This is a genomic window from Stenotrophomonas sp. STEN009, from assembly GCF_056760395.1.
This window is the reverse complement of sequence record NZ_JBRRES010000007.1, coordinates 108,112-124,768: the sequence shown is the minus strand read 5'-3', so window position 1 is coordinate 124,768 and position 16,657 is coordinate 108,112. Positions and strand designations below refer to the sequence as shown.

Here is a 16,657-nt window from a genome sequence, read left to right as displayed (position 1 = left end):
TTCCAGAACAGCGTGAAGAAAGAAGTTATTACTTCTTGGCTTCTTCAGCAGCGTCCTTGGCCTGCTCGGCGGTGCCTTCGGCAGCCTTGGCAGCGTCCTTGGCCTGTTCAGCAGCAGCGTCGGTAGCGGCGCCAGCAGCCTGGGCAGCGGCGTCAGCCGAAGCGTCAGCAGCGGTGGCGGCGGTGTCGGCGGCCTGCTGGGCAGCGTCGGCGGTCTGGGCGCCAGCAGCGGCGGCCTGATCGGCAGCAGCCTGGGCTTCGGTGGCGGCTTCGTTGGCCGAAGCAGCGGCGTCCTGGGCAGCTTCCTGCTTCGAGCAGGCGGCCAGGGCCAGAGCCAGGGACATCGCGACCAGCAGCTTGTTGATGCTCATTGTGTGAATCCTCGTCGTTAGATTAGGCAACGCGCAACTGCGCGCCGACAACATGATGACAAGCCACGTTTGGCTGTCAAGCGATCCCGCATTCATTTTTGCGAAATCGCAGTTAAACCTTTTTAAATCAATTCGATGGCAATTGCGGTCGCCTCGCCACCACCGATGCACAGGGTGGCAATGCCGCGCTTGCCACCGCGCGTGCGCAGGGCGTTGACCAGGGTCACCACCAGGCGTGCCCCGGATGCGCCGATCGGATGCCCCAATGCGCAGGCCCCACCATTCACGTTGAGCTTGTCGTGGGGAATGCCCAGTTCGCGCATCGGGGCCATCGCCACCACGGCGAAGGCTTCGTTGATTTCGAACAGATCCACCTGGTCCAGCGACCAGCCGGTCTTCTGCAGCAATGCGTGGATGGCGCCGATCGGTGCGGTGGTGAACCACTCCGGCTCCTGCGAATGCGTGGCGTGGCCGACGATGCGTGCCAGCGGGGTGATGCCGCGGGCCTTGGCGTCTTCCTCGGTCAGCAGCACCACGGCGGCGGCGCCGTCGGAAATGCTGGACGAGCTGGCAGCGGTCACGCTGCCGTCCTTCTTGAACGCCGGGCGCAGGGTCGGAATCTTGGCGATGTCCGAGCGGCCGGGCTGTTCATCGGTGTCGACCTCGACCTCACCCTTGCGGGTGGCCACCTTCACCGCGACGATCTCGTCGGCGAACGCACCGTTGGCCTGCGCCGCCTGCGCGCGCTTGACCGATTCGATGGCGTAGGCGTCCTGCTCCTCGCGGCTGAACTGGTACTTGTCCACGGCGCACTCGGCGAATTCACCCATGGCCTTGCCGTCGTAGGCGTTGACCAGGCCATCGTGGGCCATGTGGTCCACCGCCTGGAAGTTGCCGAAGCGGTTGCCGGTGCGCGAGTTGGGCAGCAGGTGCGGCGCATTGGACATCGACTCCATGCCGCCGGCAACCACGACCTTGGCCGAACCGGCTTTGATCAGGTCATGCCCGAGCATGATGGTCTTCATGCCCGAGCCGCACACCTTGTTGAGGGTGCTGGCACCGACGGACAGCGGGATGCCGGCGGCGATCGCGGCCTGGCGGGCGGGCGCCTGGCCAAGGTTGGCCGGCAGCACGCAGCCCATCAGGACTTCGGAAACGTCGCTGGCCGGGACACCGGACTGCTCCAGCGCTGCGGCGATGGCGGCCGCGCCGAGGGTCGGGGTCGGCACACCGTTGAACTGGCCGAGGAAGGAGCCGATGGCGGTGCGTTTGGCGGCGGCGATGACGATGTTGGACATGGCAATCTCGTTGATGCGTAAGCAATGTTCGGAAAGGAGACCGGGGGGCGTTGGATGCGCTCCGGTTTCCCGGCAGACTGCGTGGGGGTCGGCCCAAGTATAGAGGGTCGGGGATGGCTGCCGCTGGATGGCGCCGCATGCCCGCCGGGATGAAGGCGGGCCAACGTTCATGGGATGGAATCGATGGAACGCACGACGATGGCACGGTCGGTCCTGGCAGCGGCGCTGGCGATGGCGCTGACGGCGTGTGGGGGCGGAGGTGGCGGTGGCAACGTGCGCGTTGACCCGCCGCCCACCACGCCGCCGCCTGCACCGCCGCCGCCGACCACGCCGCCCCCGCCCAAACCGCTGGAGCCGGCCTTCGATGCGCACCTGTCGGTCACCCATGCGGGTGCCGCGCAGGCCACCGGTGCCACCGGCAGGGGCGTGCGCATCGGCATCGTCGATTCGGGCGTGCAGCGCGCGGCCGCCGCGTTGAACGGGCGGGTAGTGGCCAACCTCACCTACATCGACCCTGCCCGCAACAATCTGGGCGTGGACGATGTGGTCGGCCATGGCACTGCCGTCGCCAGCCTGGCCGCGGGCGCAGCGGTCGGGCGCTGGCCCGGCGGCATCGCGCCCGGTGCGCAGATCGTGTCGGCGCGGATCATCTCTGACAAGCCGCCGGCGGACGACGGCAGCGGCCAGGGCAATTCCTTCAGCGGCACCCTCGGCGTGGCCCAGGTGCACCGCGACCTGATCAGCTACAACGTCAAGGTGATGAACAATTCCTGGGGCGGTCTGTACTGGACCGACCTGCCCACCACCGCCCAGGTCGCCGGCGAGTACCGGCCTTTCGTCATCAATCACGGCGGGCTGGTGGTGTTCGCCGCGGGCAACGACGCGCGCAGCGAGCCCAGCAGCCTGGCGGCATTGCCGGGTCAGGCGGGCGTGGCAGGCTCGCGGCCGGCTGCGGATCTGGAGCGCGGCTGGCTGGTGGCCACGGCCGTCGATCCCTACGCGCCGGACACGCTGGCCGGTTACGCCAACGCCTGCGGCCAGGCGGCACGCTACTGTCTGGCGGCGCCCGGCAGCGCGGTCTATCCGGATGACGCGGGCACCAGCTATTTCTGGAACTACGGCACGTCCTTCGCCGCACCTCTGGTGTCGGGCGCGGCCGCGCTGGTGTGGGAGCGGTATCCGTACTTCGACAACAACCTGGTACGGCAGACCCTGCTCGGCACGGCCAAGGACATCGGCGCCCCCGGCGTGGACCCGGTGTTCGGCTACGGGCTGCTCGACATCGGCAGGGCCATCAACGGGCCGGGACGTTTCGACTGGGGCGACGTGGTTGCCAATGTCGACGCAGCATCCACCGGTTCGGTCTGGAGCAACGACATCGTCGGCAGTGGCGGCCTGGTCAAGCAGGGCGCCGGCGTGCTGGCGTTGACCGGCAACAGCAGCTACAGCGGTGCCACCCGCATCGAAGGCGGTGTGCTGTCGCTGCGCGATGGCGGCGTGATCCGTTCCGGCGTGAGCATCCTGCCGCAGGCCGATCCATCATCCAGCGGCCTGCAGTTCAATGGCGGCACGCCCCGCGTGGTCGGCAACGTGACCAACGGCAGCAGCGTGTTCCTGACCACCGCCAATACCACGGCGACCATCGAAGGCAACTACGTGCAGCAGGCCGGCGCACAGCTGATGATCGCGCTGGGGGCCAACGCGCTGCAGGTCACCGGCAGCGCCCGTCTGGACGGTGGCGTGCACGTCCACGGATTCGTCGATGGCTACGTGCCGCAGGACGGTACCCGGCAGGATCTGATCCATGCTGCAGCCGGCCTGACCGGCACCTTCAGCACCGCGGCCACATCCAGTGGCCTGCAGGGGCTGGCCCTGCTGCAGACCAGCTATGGCTATGACAGCAACAACGCATGGTTGAACCTGACCCGGATCAGTGTCACCGCCGCTGCGCGTGGGCTCGATGCCGGTGTGCAGACAACTGCGGCGCGGCTGGAAGGCGCGTTCGTCGAACTGGACGGCAACCACGCGTTGCAGGATTCGCCATTCGGTGGTGCAGCGGCCGGCCTGCAGCGCAGCACGGGCCTGGCGGCCACGCTGGAGAGCCTGTCCGGCAAGGCCCACGCGCGTGCCGAGGCGGCGACCTTCGACAGCATCGACATGTCGCGACGCGCGGTGGCCGCCCGTTTCGATCGCGTGCAGGCTCTGCCTGCGCTGCGCGGTGCCTGGCAGAGCACGTTGGGCGAGGCAGGGCAGGGCAGTTTCGCTGGCAGCGCCACCGACAGCCGGGGCTGGATGGCCGGTCAGGACGTGCCGCTGGGCAGCCATGGCCTGCTGGGCATGGCGTTCAGTGAAACACGCAGCAACGATGGCAGTGCCTTCAACGGTGATCGCGGGCAGGACCGCCAGGCGCAGGCGCAGCTGTATGCCGGCTGGAGCGTTGGGCGCGGTTATGCACTGGCGCAGTTCGGCGCAGGGCGGTTCACCCGCGAACTGGACCGGCAGCTGCTGCTGGGTGCAGGTGCCTACGGCGTTTCCGCGCGCTACGGCGGTCGATTCAGCAGCGCCAGTGTCGAAAGCGGCTATCGCTTCGGCACCGTCGGCGCGTCGTTGACACCGTATGTCGGTGCCAGTGGCACGCGGGTGGATACCGCGGCGTTCAACGAGCGCGGCGGCTTCGGTTTCGGCCTGCGGGGTGAAGCCAATCGTACGCAGCGCAGCCAACTGCTGGCGGGGCTGCGCGGCGAGCGCGGCTGGGGACGCTGGACGCTGCGCGGGCACGCCGAATGGCAGCAGCGCCTTCAGGGCGGCGCCGGGGAGTGGCAGGCCAGCTTCGTCGGTGTCGACGCGTGGGCACCGTTGCCAGGTGCCGACTCACCGCGTGGCAGCGCCCTGCTCGGGCTTGCGCTGGAGTCGTGGTGGGGGCGGAGTGGCCGTCTGAGCCTGGGCATCGATCAGCGTCTCGGCGGTGATGACGCACGGCAAGCGGCGCTGCGTTACAGCGCCGGGTTCTGATCCATCATGGGGTTGCCGGCGCCCGGAGGGGCGCCGTGCCGAGGCCCGGCAGGGGCGGTCAACCGCCGCGCAGATTGCCCAGGCGCGGGGTGCTGCGGCCCAGCGGCATCTTCAGCTTGCCGATCGACAGGATGCGGCTCTCGGCGATTCGGTCGGCCGCACGTTGCGGCGCGATGTTCTCGCGCTGCGACAGTTCAAAGATGCGTGTCAGGTTGTGGTAGATGCTGCGGATCAGGCGCATCGCGCGCTCGCGGTTGTAGCCATCGATCTCCAGCGACACGTTCATCACGCCACCGGCATTGACCGCGTAATCGGGTGCGTACAGGATGCCGCGCGCGTGCAGTTCATCGCCGATTTCCAGGCTGGACAGCTGGTTGTTGGCGGTGCCACAGATGATCTTGGCCTTGATCCGCGGCAGGGTGTCGGCATTGATCGAGCCTTCCAGCGCGCACGGCGCGAAGACGTCGGCATTCACTTCGTGGATCTCGTCCGGCTTCACTGCTTCGGCGCCGAAATCGCTGACTGCGCGATCGACCAGGGCCGCGTCCAGGTCGGTGACATACAGCTTCGCGCCGCGGTCGCGCAGCAGCTTGACCAGTTCCATGCCGATGTGGCCCAGGCCCTGCACTGCGATGCTGGTCTTGCCCACTTCCTCGTGGCCGAACTTGAAACGCATCGACGCCATCAACGCCTGCAGCGCGCCGTAGGCGGTGAACGGTGCGGGATCTCCGGAGCCGCCATGCACCTGGTGGACGCCGGTCACGAACTGGCTTTCCAGGTAGATGTTCTCCATGTCGTTGACGTCGGTACCGACGTCTTCGGCGGTGATGTAGCGGCCACCCAGCGAATCGACATAGCGACCGAAGGCGCGGAACAGGACTTCGGTCTTGTCCGCTTTCGGATCGCCGATGATCACCGCCTTGCCGCCACCGACATTGAGGCCGGCCAGCGCATTCTTGTAGGTCATCGTCCGGCTCAGCCGCAGCACGTCGGCCAGCGCTTCGTCGGTGCTGGCATAGGGACGCATGCGCACGCCGCCCAGGGCCGGGCCCAGGGTGGTGTTGTGGATGGCGATGATCGCCTTCAGGCCGGCGTCATGGCTGTGGCAGAACACCACCTGTTCGTGGCCGGTGGTGGCGAGGGTTTCGAATAGCATGGCGTCTCCGATGGTGCGAACGGCGGCGAACTGCAGCGAACGACCAGTGAACGGTAGGGTCCCAAAACAAAAAAAGCGACGTCGTCGGTGCAGGGGGACGGGTCGCGCGGCGCCATTCTAGTCCATTCCCCGAGTGTCTGCCGTCGACGTCGATGGGCACTGCGGGTTAAAGAAGATGAAAGCGCGGCCGATGCTGCGTCGATGGCCAGTGGCCGGATCGTGTGAAGAGACAGAGACGGGCCATGGCGAGCGCAGTACGACATCGACAGGATCACGGCCGGTGACGCTGGCCTGGGCACGCAGGGTACGCGGCTGGCTTGCGTCGCTGACCGGCGCGGCGCCGTCGCGTCTGTCGGCGGGGCCGCGTCAGGCGGTGGCCGCTGCGGCTGCCCGCCTGCAGGGAGACCCAGTGCCCCCGGGAGAGATCGCCGCGCAGCTGCAGCGTGGCCTGCACGCGCTGGCGCTGTACCCGCGACTGGCGGGCGAGCCCGGCCCTGTCGATGCCGCCAGCGCCGGACTGGCACAGGCGGTGGCGGACGCGCTGCAGGATCGCGACTGGGCGACGCGGCAGCTGCCGCGCCGGCCGCAGCTGCTGCCGCAGCTGATCCAGACCGTCAACGATGATGCCGCCTCGGCACGGGTGATGGCGGCGATCATCGGCCAGGATCCGGTACTCACGGGCAACCTGCTGCGCATCGCCAACAGTCCCGCGTACAAGGTCCACGAACGCCCGGTCGAGAGCCTGCAGCGGGCGGTGACCCTGGTCGGCACGGAAGGCGTGCGGCAGATCATCAGTGCGGTGCTGGTGCAGCCGGTGATGCAGGTTCAGTGCGAGCGGTTCCCGCAGTTCAGCACGATCACCTGGGAGCACGCCCTGCTGGCATCGCGTGCTGCTGCCGACCACGCACGCAGCGTGAACTCCGGCGATGCCTTCGCTGCGCAGTGGCTGGGCCTGGTGCAGGGACTCGGTGCGGCGCTGGTGATGCGCCAGCTGCTGCAGGAAGCCCAGGCGCGCGGCGAGGACGTGCAGCCGGCCCTGGCCCTGCAGCTGCTGCAGCAGTGGTCGTTGCCGCTGGCACAGCGGGTGGCCGCCGCCTGGGAGCTGCCCGACCCGGTACACCAGACCCTGGCGGCCGACGCCTCGGGCCCTCTGTCCGACAGCCTGCGGCTGGGCAGCGCAGCGGCGGCGGCGAGCCTGCTGTGCCGGCATGGCCACGCCACCCAGGGCCGGATGCTGGCCCTGCTGGAGCAGCTGCCGTCGGCACCGCCCCATGCGTTGCGCTGGATCTGGCGGCGCCTGCATGGTCGCAGCGTGGAAACACTGGACGACGCCCCGCATGAAGGCGAGGCCAGGGCACACTGAGCGCTACAGCTGCGATTCCACCGGCAGCCAGCTGATGATCCGCGACAGCCAGCGCTGGCGCCGCGTAGCACCTGGCTCGTCCTCCACCCAGCGCGGCGGAGGCTCACGCTCCAGCCAGCGCAGCCGATCGCGGTTGTCCACTGCCAGCCACCAGCTGTGCCTGGCGTCGGCCAGGCGCAGGTACTCGTCGCGCAGCTGCGCGCCCAGCACGGGGTCGTCGAACAGCACCCCCATTTCGGTGTTGAGATAGGCCGAGCGCGGGTCGAGGTTGAAGGAACCGACAAAGCCACGGCGGTCGTCCACCAGGAAGGCCTTGGTGTGCAGGCTGGCCCCGCTGCTGCCGAACAGGCCTGCATCGCCCGCCTGGCCCTGTGCCTTCAGCTCATACAGGTGCACGCCGGCGTTCAGCAGGGGCACGCGGTAGCCCATGTAGCCGCCGTGCACGGCCGCAACGTCGTTGGCGGCAAGGGAGTTGGTCACTATGCCCACGTGCACGCCGCGCGACGCCATTGCCAAGAGCCCGTCCAGGCCCTCGTTGCCCGGCACGAAGTAGGGCGAAATCAACAAGGCCTTGCTGCGCGCAGACTCCAGTTCACCGATCAGCCCGGTAACGAGCCAGCTGCCGCGGTCGTCGTTGCGGTGTTTCATCGGCGGATCCGAGACGATGCGCACGGTGCTGCTCCAGTGCAGCGGCTCGGGGCTGGGACGCTGCCGATGGCGTGATTCGGCCACGCGCGCAAGATAGGGCCGGGCAGCATCGCGCTGCGCTTCATGGTCGGACTCACGCACCAGAAGGCGAAGCTGCGCGTCGGTATGGAAGGCCAGCGCGGAGACCGGAATCGCCGCCGGGCTGTTCCAGTAGTCGTCGAATATCCGGTTCGCCTGTGCAACGGCAGGGCCGGCGACCAGCAGGTCCAGGTCCTGGAAGTTCACATCCGTGCGCGCGCTGAAATACTCCTCGCCGATGTTGCGGCCACCGACGATGGCAACACGGCCATCGGCGATCCAGCTCTTGTTGTGCATGCGGTGGTTCACGCTGAAGAAGCGCTGCACCATCTCCACCATGCGCAGGATGCCGCTGCGGTTGCGGAACGGATTGTAGAGCCGGATCTCGATGTTCGGATGCCGGTCCAGCGCCATCATCAGCGCGTCCTTGTCCTTGGCATTCATGTCGTCCAGCAGGATGCGCACGCGCACCCCGCGCTCGGCGGCGTCATGCAGCGCTCTGGCCATCAGGTGACCGATCAGGTCGTCGTGCCAGATGTAGTACTGCAGGTCCAGACTGCGCCCGGCCTGCGCGGTGATCATCGCGCGCGCCGCGAATGCATCCATGCCATCGCCGAGGAAGGCCACGCCGGATTGCCCGGGGTGCGCCTCCTGCAGCGGCACGACCTGCTGGTCGATGCGGGTCTGCGCCGGTTGCAGCGGCAGTACGTGCGACGGCTCACCGTGCGCCTGTGGCGTCAGGTGGTCGGCCAGCAGCAGTCCGGACAGGACCAGCAGCAGAAGGATGGCGAAGATGATCGCAACGACGCGCAACAGGCGTCGCCACACAGGCGCAGGCGGGCTCATGGCCCCATGCTAGTGGATCGGCGTGCCGCGCGGCGGCGGGCGTCAGAACCGTTCGTCGCTGCCCACGTAGCGCCACTGTCCCGGCGGCAGCGGGCCCAGTGCCACCCGGCCGATGCGCAGGCGGCGCAGGGCGGTGACCTGCAGGCCGGCGGCAGCCACCGCGGTCTTCAGGCCCTTGGCCGTCAGCCCCTTGCCGGCGAAGCGCAGCCGCTGCTCGCTCTGCCAGCTCACCTTGGCCCCGCCCGACTCCTGCTGCAGCCGGGCCAGCAGCCAGGGGCCCCGTTCCGGCCCGCCTTCTGCCACTTCGACCAGATACTCCTGTTCGGTGCGGCCGAGATTGCGCTGCAGGTGGGCCAGCGTGGCCGGGTCCTGGCTGACCACGACCAGGCCGCTGTCTGCCGCGGGCAGGGACGCAGCCAGCTGCAACCCGTGGAAATGGCGCTGCAGTGGCCGGATGCCGCTGGCGTCCAGAGCGCTGTGGCTGTTGCTGCTGACCAGCGCACACAGGGTTTCGGCGGCAGCACCAGCCGGCTTGTGCAGCAGCATGCCCACGCGCTCGGCCTTGCTGTCATTGGCCTGTTCATCGACCACGATCACCGCAGTGTCATCGACCGGGCGCTGTGGCTGTTCGACCACCTCGCCATCGACCGTGACCCAGCCACCTTCAATGTAGCGCCGCGCTTCGCCGCGCGGGATGCCGAGCAGGGCGGACAAGCGTTTGTCGAGGCGTATCGGTTCCATGGGCGGGCAGGTCGGGCGGGGGCCGCGCAGTGTAGCCCCTGCGCGCGGTCAGCGCTGGCTGCGGTTGGCCAGCTCGGTCAGGTACAGGCGGGTGTCGAATTCCAGCTGCAGGTAATCGGGCTCCATGTGCTGGCAGAGCTGGTAGAAGGCCTTGTTGTGGTCGGCTTCCTTCAGATGCGCCAGCTCGTGCACCACGATCATGCGCAGGAAGGCGGCCGGCGCCTGCCGGAACACCGTGGCGATGCGGATCTCGCGGCTGGCCTTGAGGCGGCTGCCATGCACGCGGGAAATGGCGGTATGCGTGCCCAATGCATGCTTGATCACTTCCAGCGTGTTGTCGTAGCAGACCTTGTTGAGCGGTACCGACTTGCGCAGGTAGCGGTCTTTCAGCTCCTGGGTGTAGTCGTAGAGCTGGCGGTCGCTGCGCACCTCATGGGGCTCGGGATAGCGCTGCTGCAGCCACGGGCCGAGCCGGCCCTGCGCCAGCAGTTCGCTGACCTGGGCGACCAGGGGTTCGGGATAACCGGTGAGGTACTTCAGGACTGCCATGCAGGGGCGGCGGGGCGTCGGTAGAATGGGGGCATCCAAGATTACACGCGGTACGCACCGACCATGGCAAAGCCCAACGCGCTGCAGGAACAATTGCTCAAGGCCGGCCTGGCCAAGAAGTCGCAGGCCAGCGCCGCCGCACGCGAACAGGCCAAGGCGCGCCAGGGCAAGGCTGAATCGACGTCGGCCGAGGTGCAGCGTGAGGCTGAACGCGCCCGCGCCGAGAAGATCGAGCGTGATCGTGCCCTGGCCGCCGAGCGCAACGCACAGGCCAGGCTGGCCGAGCAGAAGGCGCAGGCAAAGCAGATCATCGCCGCCCATGCCGTGCCGCATAAGGGCGAGGACGAGTATCGCTTCAGCGATGGCAGCACGATCCGTACCCTGCTGATCGACCCCAAGCTGCGCAAGGCGCTGTCGGTGGGCGTGCTGGTCATAGTCGCCCAGGGCGAGGGTTACGCGTTGCTGCCCCGTGCTGCGGCGGAAAAGGTGCGCGAGCGTGCGCCGGAAGCCATCGTGGTCGACCACGGGCAGCCGGGCTCGACGGAGGAGATCTCCACCGGCAACGCCGAAGATGATGCCTATTACGCGCAGTTCCAGATTCCTGACGATCTGGTCTGGTAAGCCGCTGCCGCAGGCGTCCCCACGGGCAGACAGGTAGCTGAAGCACGGGCCGGGCGGGGCACTGCCCGGCCTTTTCCGTGGGTGTATCGTCCCCATATCAGGCCACACACCTGCGGAGGACGGACATGGCTACCGGTTGGGCGGGAGATGGCGCGGTCCAGGACCAGATCGACGCGACGGTAGACGATGCGATTGCCCGCGCGCGGCGCCAGCTGCGCCAGGGCCCGGGTCTGGAGCACTGCGAGGAATGCGACGCACCGATTCCGTTGGCGCGGCGCAACGCCGTGCCCGGCGTACGGCTGTGCGTGGCCTGCCAGCAGGCGCACGATGAGGAAGAGCAGGCGCACAGCAGCTACAACCGTCGCGGCAGCAAAGACAGCCAGCTGCGTTGATGTGGGCGGCTCAGCCGTCGCCTTGGATGCCGCCCGGCGCCTGTGCCGGATCGCGCCAGCGGCGTACGGTGCGCTGGAAGAACAGGTTGTTCGGCAGCTGCAGCACCGTGCCTTCGTGGCCTTCGCCGGTCTCCTGCAACGTGGTGTAGATCAGGTTCACATCGATCACCCGGCCCTTCAGTCCGGGCTTCTCGCCGTTCTCCAGCACCTCGATGTAGTCATGCAGGCGGAACGGGCGGGTAGTGAAGATCAGCAGCGTGCAGAAGATGTTGGAGAGCACGCTCCAGGCCGCGAAGAAGGCCACCGCACCGACGGCTGCAAAGCCCGTGAATGCCGTCCACAGCACTGCCGGTGAGGCCCCCAGCAGGCTCAGGATGTACAGCAGTGCACTGAAATAGACCACGAAACTGGTGATGCGGCGCGCGCCCATCACCATTTCCGGCGGCAGGGTGTAGTGGTCGGCGAAGCGGCGGATCAGGCGGCGCGCCAGCAGCCGCAGCAGCCAGGCGGCCAGCAGGACGAGCGCGATCTGCAGGGCGATGCCCATGTTGTGCAGCCAGGGATGGGTCCAGGCCGGCAGGTGATCCTTCAGCGACAACATCATGGGGCGACAGCAGGTAGCGGTGGTGGTCGCCGATGTTACCCGGCACGTGCCGGCGATTCGACCATCGGCCTCCACGCCAGGCACACCAGCTCCTGGCGCTGCTGCTGCAGGCAGGCCCGGCCGCGCTCGGGGTGGAGCTGCAGCGACAGGCCAAGCACCTGCAGCGCGACGCAGGCAGCGACGGCCAGCAGGGCGGCACACGATGGGCTGGACATGGCGGGCTCCCGGACGGTATTTCACGAAGGACCCTCCATGGATGCAGCGGCCGCCGAAAAGGTTGCATCGTGCCTGGCAGGAATCCGATCTAAACCTTCTGCGGGACTGGCGCATCCAAGGACTATGCTCGACACCACCATGCCCGCACCGCCTGCTGCCTCCGACGCCGTCGACGAACCCGCCCTGGTACGGGCGGCAGCCGGTGGCGATACAGCGGCCTACGAACTGCTGTATCGACGCCATGCGCCACGGGTGTTCGCCGTGCTGTGGAGGCTGTGTGGCGGCCAGCAGGCACGTGCGGAGGATGCGCTGCAGGAAGCGTTCCTGCAGGCGTGGAAGGCACTGCCCGGGTTCCGTTTCGAAAGCAGCCTGTCGACCTGGCTGCATCGTCTCGGGGTCAATGCCGCGCTGATGGAACTGCGCGGCCGGGCGGGAGGACACGATCACGACAGCCTGGATGACGTGGACGGTGGTGTACCGGAGCTGGCCGTGCATGACCGCTGCGCCGGCACGGAGCGCGACCTGGAACGTGCGCTGGCGACGCTGCCCCCGCGGGCGCGGGCGGTGCTGGTGCTGCATGACATCGAAGGCTGGAAACACCAGGAAATCGCCGAGCAGCTGCAGATGGCTGTCGGCAGTTCCAAGGCACAGTTGCATCGTGCGCGTGGCTTGCTGCGTGCACGGCTGGGAGACATGACATGACGATGAACGACCCCGACTACGACCACGACCACGACCTGCTCGCGCGCCTGCGCGCCTTGCCCCGCGAGCGCAGCGTTCCGGAGGACGGCTGGGCGCGGCTGTCGGCCAGCCTGCCACTGCGCGGGTCTGCCCCCGGACCGCTCCCGGCAGCAGGCACGGTGGTGGCGATGACGCCGCGTCCGCGACGGCGCTGGTGGCTGCCGGTGGGCGCGGCGCTGGCCGCCAGCCTGGCGGTCTACGCGGTGGCACCGTGGTGGCAGCCGCCGCAGGCCACGCCGGCGCCTTCCGGGCTGCAGCTGCAGGCCGCAGCGATGACCGAGCAGTACCAGCAGGCGGTGGCCTCCCTGCCGCAGGGCGGGGCAGCGGAGTGGCAACCGGCCCTGCACGAACTCGACCGCAGCGCGGAGCAGATCCGCGCGGCGATGGCGCAGGATCCACGTGCGCCGCACCTGCTTGGACAGCTCAAGCGCACCTATGCGCTGCGGCTGGAACTGACCCGGCAGGCGGCGCAGGCCGCCGCCGGACTGACAACCTGAGGAGACCCATGATGCGACCCCTTCTTTTCTGCTGCGCCGCGCTGCTGCTGGTACCGGCTGTGGCACTGGCCGACACGCGCGTCGACGAACGCCATGCACTCGCCACCGGTGGCCGGATTGAACTGAGCAACGTGGCCGGCAAGGTCACCGTGCGCGGCTGGGAGCGCAACGAGGTCCAGCTCACCGGCAGCCTCAGCGACGGCCTGCAGCTGCGTCAGGAGAAGAGTGCCAACCGCGTGCGGTGGGAGGTGGAATATCCACGCCGCAGCAACAATGGCGGGGCCACCCTGGTGTTGAACGTGCCGCGCTCGGCGGAACTGCTGCTCAGCACCGTCAGTGCGAGCCAGGACATCAGTGGCATCGATGTGCGTCGGCTGCAGGCCGATACGGTCAGCGGCAGCCTGTCCGCGGCAGGCCGCAGCGGCGACACCAAGCTCAACACGGTCAGCGGCAGCGTCACTGCCCGCCTGCAGACGCCGCGGCTGGACGTGAACACCGTCAGCGGCCGCATTGACGCGGGGGGAGGCGTGTCCGGCGACATCGGTGCGCAGACCGTGTCCGGACGCGTGGATGTCGATGCGGGGCGCATCCAGCGCCTGGCGGTGGAGACGGTGTCAGGCAGCATCGAACTGGCCGCTGCCGGTCTGGCGCCGGGGGGGCGCATCAACGTCGAATCGGTGAGCGCATCGGTCAATCTGCGGTTGCCGCGGACCGTATCGGCGCAGCTGTCGGTGAACAGCTTCAGCGGCTCGATCAACAGTGATGCCGGCACGGTGGAGCGGCCGCGTTATGGGCCGGGCAGCAATCTCGACACGCGGCTGGGGGGCGGTGACGGCGATATCCGCATCCAGTCGCATTCGGGCAGCGTGCGGGTCCGACTGGACCGCTGAGCATCGACCGGCAGGCCGCGGCGGCAGCGCCGCCGCGGTCAGGGAGGGTCAGCTGGCTTTCTTCAGCGCCCAGGTCGTACCCAGCACTTCGATCTTGCCACCGGCCTTGCGGAACGCGGCCAGGTCAGACGCGATCGAGTCGCTGCTGACCACAGTACTGGCGGCTGCACCCTTGCGTTCGCTACGGATGCTGTTGTTAGCCTTCGCGGGGGTCTTTGCCTTGCGGGGCATGGTTGCTCCTGTCAGGTGGAAGGGGAGGAAAGCGCACAGGCATCGGCCTGGCGCAGGTAATCCTGCCGCTCGCGGCGGCAGTCATCGCCGCCCATCGAAAACTGGCGGCAGATCGCCGGGCGCTGCGAATAGATCGTGCAGCGCAGGTGATAGGGATCGATCGCCGCGCACCAGCCTTCCTCGTTGCGCGCCATCACGGCCCGGCCGTGGGCGTCGCGCGCGAGGAACTGGCCGGGCACGTGGTCGCCGGGCTGCAGCAGTACCGGCAGCCGGCAACAGACCGCGTCACAACGGCGGCAGTCGATGGGTGCAGGTGCGGCGTCAGGTTGTAAGGCCACAGGGGCCTGGCGGGTGCCCAAAGCGGGTCTCGATGGCGGCTCGGGTGATGCGCGGCCATGAACGAGCCAGGAAGGCACGGCCGCAAGACCCGCGTGGCGGGCCGCGCTGCACCCGGAACACACATCGGCAGGGCCGATGGAAGGTACAGCTGTGGATCAAGCCTACCGAGGGTAGCAAACCCTGCGTAACGTTTTGTTAATCCCGGCTGGCTGCGGCCAGCGCCAGGCCTTGTACCACCCCGAGTGAAGGCTCCCCGTGGACCATCCGGGCACCCGGAAACGCCTCCGCCACGGCCTGGCGCAGGTAGCCCGCACGGGACATGCCACCGGTCAGGAACACCGCGTCCGGGTCGCCGCCGATGTCGCTGCGCACCTGGGCGAGCAGCGTGCGGATCTGTTCCAGGTAGCCATGGGCCGCACTGGCCAGGCCCTCGGCACTGCTGTCGGCGTGCAGGTCGCGGCCGATGTAGTCCAGCGTGCTGCGGTGCGTGGCAGAACTGCTCAGGGCGATCTTGGCGCGCTCGACATCACGGTACAGGCGCGCGGTGTTGCCGGTGTCCTGCAGTGCCTGCAGGCGCGGGCCCCAGGGTGCGTCGACCGCATCGTAGTTGTGCTGGCGGAAGTCGCGCTGGCGGGTCATGTCCTGCACGGTGGCGGCTTCCACGTAGTGGTGGGCGGGCACGCGGGTGATGCCACGACCGAACAGCGGCATGTAGCTGGACAGGCTCAGGGCCAGGTCGATGTCGGTGCCGCCACGGGCAATGCCCCAGGCACGGTGGATATGCGGGGGCACCGGTCCCCCCACTTCGGCATGGGCGATGTCGGTCGTGCCACCGCCGATGTCGACGATCACGGCCCGGTGCCGTGTCGCGCTTCCGGCGTGATAGTGCATCGCCGCTGCGGCAGGTTCTTCCAGGAAATCGATGTGGTCGAAGCCGGCCTGCGCCGCCGCCTCGCGCAGGATGTCCAGCGCCTGCGCGTTGCCGGCCTCGCCGATCGAGCTGCGGAACTGCACGGGGCGGCCGAGCAGGGCGGTGCGCAGCGGCTGGCCGAGCTGCGCGCTGGCGGTCAGGCGGATGTGCTCAAGGATATGCGCGGCAATGCCGGTGATGGTCTGCTTCGCGCGCGGGTGCAGGTTGTAGCCGAGCATCGACTTGGGGCTCTGCACGAGGTTGCCTTCATGCTCCTCGAAATAGGCTTCCAGCGCGTCATCGCCGTAGATCGCGTTCTGCAGCAGGTCGCTGGCGCTGCGCGCTTCGCGGGCACGGGCTTCCATCCATTCGCGGCGCAGTGCGCGCAGTGCTTCGCGGCGCAGTGCCTGCGGCGGGCGCTCCTGGCCGGCAGCGCGGGCGGCACGTGCCGCGCTGTCGATCATCTGCTCCAGCGCATGCTGTTGGCTGGCATCGGGCTGGAAGTCGTCCGGATCGGGTACCACGCCCGGGAAGTAGACGCTGGTGCGGAACTGTTCGGCATCGCCGAAGCGGATCGGCAACAGGCGGCCCTCGTGCACGATGGCGGCGGCAGAATTGCTGGTACCGAAGTCGATGCCGAGGCGCATGCGGAATTCCAGGGACGGACAAGGGCCGCGCACTCTGCTGCAGTTTGCGGTCCGCTGCAAGCGCCTGCCGGCCATCTCGGGCGGGCAGGGGGAGCGGCCGCGGGAGAACGGGTGAAAAGAGCGGGCGGTTACAATGGCGGCCGTTGATTCATTTTGAGGTACTTGCAATGTCGTCCGTTCCCGCCTGTCCGCAGTGCACCCTGGAAAACACCTATGCCGATGGCGCGCTGTGGATCTGCGCCGATTGCGGCTTCGAATGGACCGCCGAGGAGAGCGCGGGGCAGGCGCTGGTCGTGCGTGACAGCAACGGCAACACCCTGCAGGCCGGCGACACCGTTACCGTGATCAAGGACCTGAAGGTCAAGGGCTCCTCGATTCCGCTCAAGCAGGGCACGGTGATCCGCAACATCCGGCTGGTCGAGGACGATGCGGAGCACATCGAAGGCAACTCGGACAAGATCAAGGGGCTGGTGCTGAAAACCTGCTTCCTCAAGAAGGCCTGACGGGC

General features: G+C 68.3%; 19 protein-coding genes. 8 read left to right on the top strand and 11 right to left on the bottom strand.

Annotated features, from left to right (window positions below; genetic code table 11):
- Positions 1 to 28: 28 nt before the first annotated feature.
- Together ACVOMM_RS05355 and ACVOMM_RS05350 are read right to left on the bottom strand one after the other, a co-directional pair.
- On the bottom strand, positions 29 to 370 hold the full coding sequence (locus tag ACVOMM_RS05355) for a hypothetical protein (RefSeq protein ID WP_053519549.1): 342 nt from the start codon (positions 368 to 370) through the stop codon (positions 29 to 31).
- 122 nt (positions 371 to 492) lie between these two features.
- Complete coding sequence (locus tag ACVOMM_RS05350) at positions 493 to 1,668, bottom strand: thiolase family protein (protein ID WP_053519550.1); 1,176 nt, start codon at positions 1,666 to 1,668, stop codon at positions 493 to 495.
- Between the two features lie 183 nt (positions 1,669 to 1,851).
- Here ACVOMM_RS05350 and ACVOMM_RS05345 point away from each other — a divergent pair, with 183 nt between their 5' ends.
- On the top strand, positions 1,852 to 4,680 hold the full coding sequence (locus tag ACVOMM_RS05345) for a S8 family serine peptidase (RefSeq protein WP_481525956.1): 2,829 nt from the start codon (positions 1,852 to 1,854) through the stop codon (positions 4,678 to 4,680).
- A gap of 58 nt (positions 4,681 to 4,738) precedes the next feature.
- Here the strand turns inward: ACVOMM_RS05345 and ACVOMM_RS05340 are convergent, their stop codons facing one another.
- Positions 4,739 to 5,836 (bottom strand): Glu/Leu/Phe/Val dehydrogenase dimerization domain-containing protein, encoded by a 1,098-nt coding sequence (locus ACVOMM_RS05340; RefSeq protein ID WP_053519551.1) that lies wholly within the window; start codon positions 5,834 to 5,836, stop codon positions 4,739 to 4,741.
- A gap of 280 nt (positions 5,837 to 6,116) precedes the next feature.
- On the opposite strand from ACVOMM_RS05340, the gene ACVOMM_RS05335 reads away from it, so the two are divergent.
- The gene (locus ACVOMM_RS05335; RefSeq protein WP_065181815.1) at positions 6,117 to 7,199 is read left to right on the top strand and encodes an HDOD domain-containing protein; all 1,083 of its coding nucleotides are present in this window, start codon (positions 6,117 to 6,119) and stop codon (positions 7,197 to 7,199) included.
- Positions 7,200 to 7,202: 3 nt separating this feature from the next.
- On the opposite strand, the gene ACVOMM_RS05330 is transcribed toward ACVOMM_RS05335, so the two are convergent.
- From ACVOMM_RS05330 to ACVOMM_RS05320, 3 genes are read right to left on the bottom strand one after another with little or no spacing between them, the layout of a single operon-like run.
- Positions 7,203 to 8,771: a phospholipase D family protein gene (locus ACVOMM_RS05330; RefSeq protein WP_481525955.1), complete on the bottom strand. Its 1,569-nt coding sequence runs from the start codon at positions 8,769 to 8,771 to the stop codon at positions 7,203 to 7,205.
- Positions 8,772 to 8,813: 42 nt separating this feature from the next.
- The gene (locus tag ACVOMM_RS05325; RefSeq protein WP_065181817.1) at positions 8,814 to 9,512 is read right to left on the bottom strand and encodes an RNA pseudouridine synthase; all 699 of its coding nucleotides are present in this window, start codon (positions 9,510 to 9,512) and stop codon (positions 8,814 to 8,816) included.
- A 48-nt stretch (positions 9,513 to 9,560) separates the two neighbouring features.
- Positions 9,561 to 10,061, bottom strand: coding sequence for a M48 metallopeptidase family protein (locus tag ACVOMM_RS05320; RefSeq protein WP_053519555.1), 501 nt, complete (start codon positions 10,059 to 10,061; stop codon positions 9,561 to 9,563).
- A gap of 63 nt (positions 10,062 to 10,124) precedes the next feature.
- Here ACVOMM_RS05320 and ACVOMM_RS05315 point away from each other — a divergent pair, with 63 nt between their 5' ends.
- Entirely contained in the window at positions 10,125 to 10,682 is a 558-nt protein-coding gene (locus ACVOMM_RS05315) for a DUF2058 domain-containing protein (RefSeq protein ID WP_053519556.1), read from the top strand.
- A 125-nt stretch (positions 10,683 to 10,807) separates the two neighbouring features.
- A complete protein-coding gene (locus tag ACVOMM_RS05310; protein ID WP_053519557.1) occupies positions 10,808 to 11,074 on the top strand; it encodes a DksA/TraR family C4-type zinc finger protein in 267 nt (88 codons plus the stop codon).
- A 10-nt stretch (positions 11,075 to 11,084) separates the two neighbouring features.
- Here ACVOMM_RS05310 and ACVOMM_RS05305 read toward each other — a convergent pair whose 3' ends face one another.
- On the bottom strand, positions 11,085 to 11,678 hold the full coding sequence (locus ACVOMM_RS05305; RefSeq protein ID WP_080375333.1) for a mechanosensitive ion channel family protein: 594 nt from the start codon (positions 11,676 to 11,678) through the stop codon (positions 11,085 to 11,087).
- A 35-nt stretch (positions 11,679 to 11,713) separates the two neighbouring features.
- On the bottom strand, positions 11,714 to 11,893 hold the full coding sequence (locus ACVOMM_RS05300; RefSeq protein WP_053519558.1) for a hypothetical protein: 180 nt from the start codon (positions 11,891 to 11,893) through the stop codon (positions 11,714 to 11,716).
- Positions 11,894 to 12,017: 124 nt separating this feature from the next.
- Here ACVOMM_RS05300 and ACVOMM_RS05295 point away from each other — a divergent pair, with 124 nt between their 5' ends.
- From ACVOMM_RS05295 to ACVOMM_RS05285, 3 genes are read left to right on the top strand one after another with little or no spacing between them, the layout of a single operon-like run.
- A complete protein-coding gene (locus tag ACVOMM_RS05295; protein WP_065174854.1) occupies positions 12,018 to 12,596 on the top strand; it encodes an RNA polymerase sigma factor in 579 nt (192 codons plus the stop codon).
- 2 nt (positions 12,597 to 12,598) lie between these two features.
- On the top strand, positions 12,599 to 13,132 hold the full coding sequence (locus ACVOMM_RS05290) for a hypothetical protein (protein WP_481525959.1): 534 nt from the start codon (positions 12,599 to 12,601) through the stop codon (positions 13,130 to 13,132).
- 8 nt (positions 13,133 to 13,140) lie between these two features.
- Positions 13,141 to 14,022 carry a DUF4097 family beta strand repeat-containing protein gene (locus tag ACVOMM_RS05285; RefSeq protein ID WP_481525954.1) on the top strand — a complete coding sequence of 294 codons (882 nt, stop codon included), beginning with the start codon at positions 13,141 to 13,143 and terminating at the stop codon, positions 14,020 to 14,022.
- Positions 14,023 to 14,070: 48 nt separating this feature from the next.
- Here ACVOMM_RS05285 and ACVOMM_RS05280 read toward each other — a convergent pair whose 3' ends face one another.
- From ACVOMM_RS05280 to ACVOMM_RS05270, 3 genes are all read right to left on the bottom strand, one after another.
- Positions 14,071 to 14,253 carry a hypothetical protein gene (locus tag ACVOMM_RS05280; RefSeq protein WP_053519936.1) on the bottom strand — a complete coding sequence of 61 codons (183 nt, stop codon included), beginning with the start codon at positions 14,251 to 14,253 and terminating at the stop codon, positions 14,071 to 14,073.
- An 11-nt stretch (positions 14,254 to 14,264) separates the two neighbouring features.
- The gene (locus tag ACVOMM_RS05275) at positions 14,265 to 14,558 is read right to left on the bottom strand and encodes a YkgJ family cysteine cluster protein (protein WP_080375345.1); all 294 of its coding nucleotides are present in this window, start codon (positions 14,556 to 14,558) and stop codon (positions 14,265 to 14,267) included.
- A 229-nt stretch (positions 14,559 to 14,787) separates the two neighbouring features.
- Positions 14,788 to 16,149: an Hsp70 family protein gene (locus ACVOMM_RS05270; protein WP_065174856.1), complete on the bottom strand. Its 1,362-nt coding sequence runs from the start codon at positions 16,147 to 16,149 to the stop codon at positions 14,788 to 14,790.
- 167 nt (positions 16,150 to 16,316) lie between these two features.
- Here ACVOMM_RS05270 and ACVOMM_RS05265 point away from each other — a divergent pair, with 167 nt between their 5' ends.
- Positions 16,317 to 16,652 (top strand): zinc ribbon domain-containing protein YjdM, encoded by a 336-nt coding sequence (locus ACVOMM_RS05265; protein WP_065181821.1) that lies wholly within the window; start codon positions 16,317 to 16,319, stop codon positions 16,650 to 16,652.
- Positions 16,653 to 16,657 lie beyond the last annotated feature (5 nt).

What these genes read in the sequence shown, in the direction of transcription:
- ACVOMM_RS05290 (WP_481525959.1), top strand. Translation starts at nt 12,599, where the DNA reads ATGAACGACCCCGACTACGACCACGACCACGACCTGCTCGCGCGCCTG.
- ACVOMM_RS05280 (WP_053519936.1), bottom strand. Translation starts at nt 14,253, where the DNA reads ATGCCCCGCAAGGCAAAGACCCCCGCGAAGGCTAACAACAGCATCCGT.
- ACVOMM_RS05330 (WP_481525955.1), bottom strand. Translation starts at nt 8,771, where the DNA reads ATGAGCCCGCCTGCGCCTGTGTGGCGACGCCTGTTGCGCGTCGTTGCG.
- ACVOMM_RS05345 (WP_481525956.1), top strand. Translation starts at nt 1,852, where the DNA reads ATGGAACGCACGACGATGGCACGGTCGGTCCTGGCAGCGGCGCTGGCG.
- ACVOMM_RS05295 (WP_065174854.1), top strand. Translation starts at nt 12,018, where the DNA reads ATGCTCGACACCACCATGCCCGCACCGCCTGCTGCCTCCGACGCCGTC.
- ACVOMM_RS05340 (WP_053519551.1), bottom strand. Translation starts at nt 5,836, where the DNA reads ATGCTATTCGAAACCCTCGCCACCACCGGCCACGAACAGGTGGTGTTC.
- ACVOMM_RS05325 (WP_065181817.1), bottom strand. Translation starts at nt 9,512, where the DNA reads ATGGAACCGATACGCCTCGACAAACGCTTGTCCGCCCTGCTCGGCATC.
- ACVOMM_RS05285 (WP_481525954.1), top strand. Translation starts at nt 13,141, where the DNA reads ATGATGCGACCCCTTCTTTTCTGCTGCGCCGCGCTGCTGCTGGTACCG.
- ACVOMM_RS05265 (WP_065181821.1), top strand. Translation starts at nt 16,317, where the DNA reads ATGTCGTCCGTTCCCGCCTGTCCGCAGTGCACCCTGGAAAACACCTAT.
- ACVOMM_RS05320 (WP_053519555.1), bottom strand. Translation starts at nt 10,061, where the DNA reads ATGGCAGTCCTGAAGTACCTCACCGGTTATCCCGAACCCCTGGTCGCC.
- ACVOMM_RS05350 (WP_053519550.1), bottom strand. Translation starts at nt 1,668, where the DNA reads ATGTCCAACATCGTCATCGCCGCCGCCAAACGCACCGCCATCGGCTCC.
- ACVOMM_RS05310 (WP_053519557.1), top strand. Translation starts at nt 10,808, where the DNA reads ATGGCTACCGGTTGGGCGGGAGATGGCGCGGTCCAGGACCAGATCGAC.
- ACVOMM_RS05270 (WP_065174856.1), bottom strand. Translation starts at nt 16,149, where the DNA reads ATGCGCCTCGGCATCGACTTCGGTACCAGCAATTCTGCCGCCGCCATC.
- ACVOMM_RS05355 (WP_053519549.1), bottom strand. Translation starts at nt 370, where the DNA reads ATGAGCATCAACAAGCTGCTGGTCGCGATGTCCCTGGCTCTGGCCCTG.
- ACVOMM_RS05315 (WP_053519556.1), top strand. Translation starts at nt 10,125, where the DNA reads ATGGCAAAGCCCAACGCGCTGCAGGAACAATTGCTCAAGGCCGGCCTG.
- ACVOMM_RS05305 (WP_080375333.1), bottom strand. Translation starts at nt 11,678, where the DNA reads ATGATGTTGTCGCTGAAGGATCACCTGCCGGCCTGGACCCATCCCTGG.
- ACVOMM_RS05300 (WP_053519558.1), bottom strand. Translation starts at nt 11,893, where the DNA reads ATGTCCAGCCCATCGTGTGCCGCCCTGCTGGCCGTCGCTGCCTGCGTC.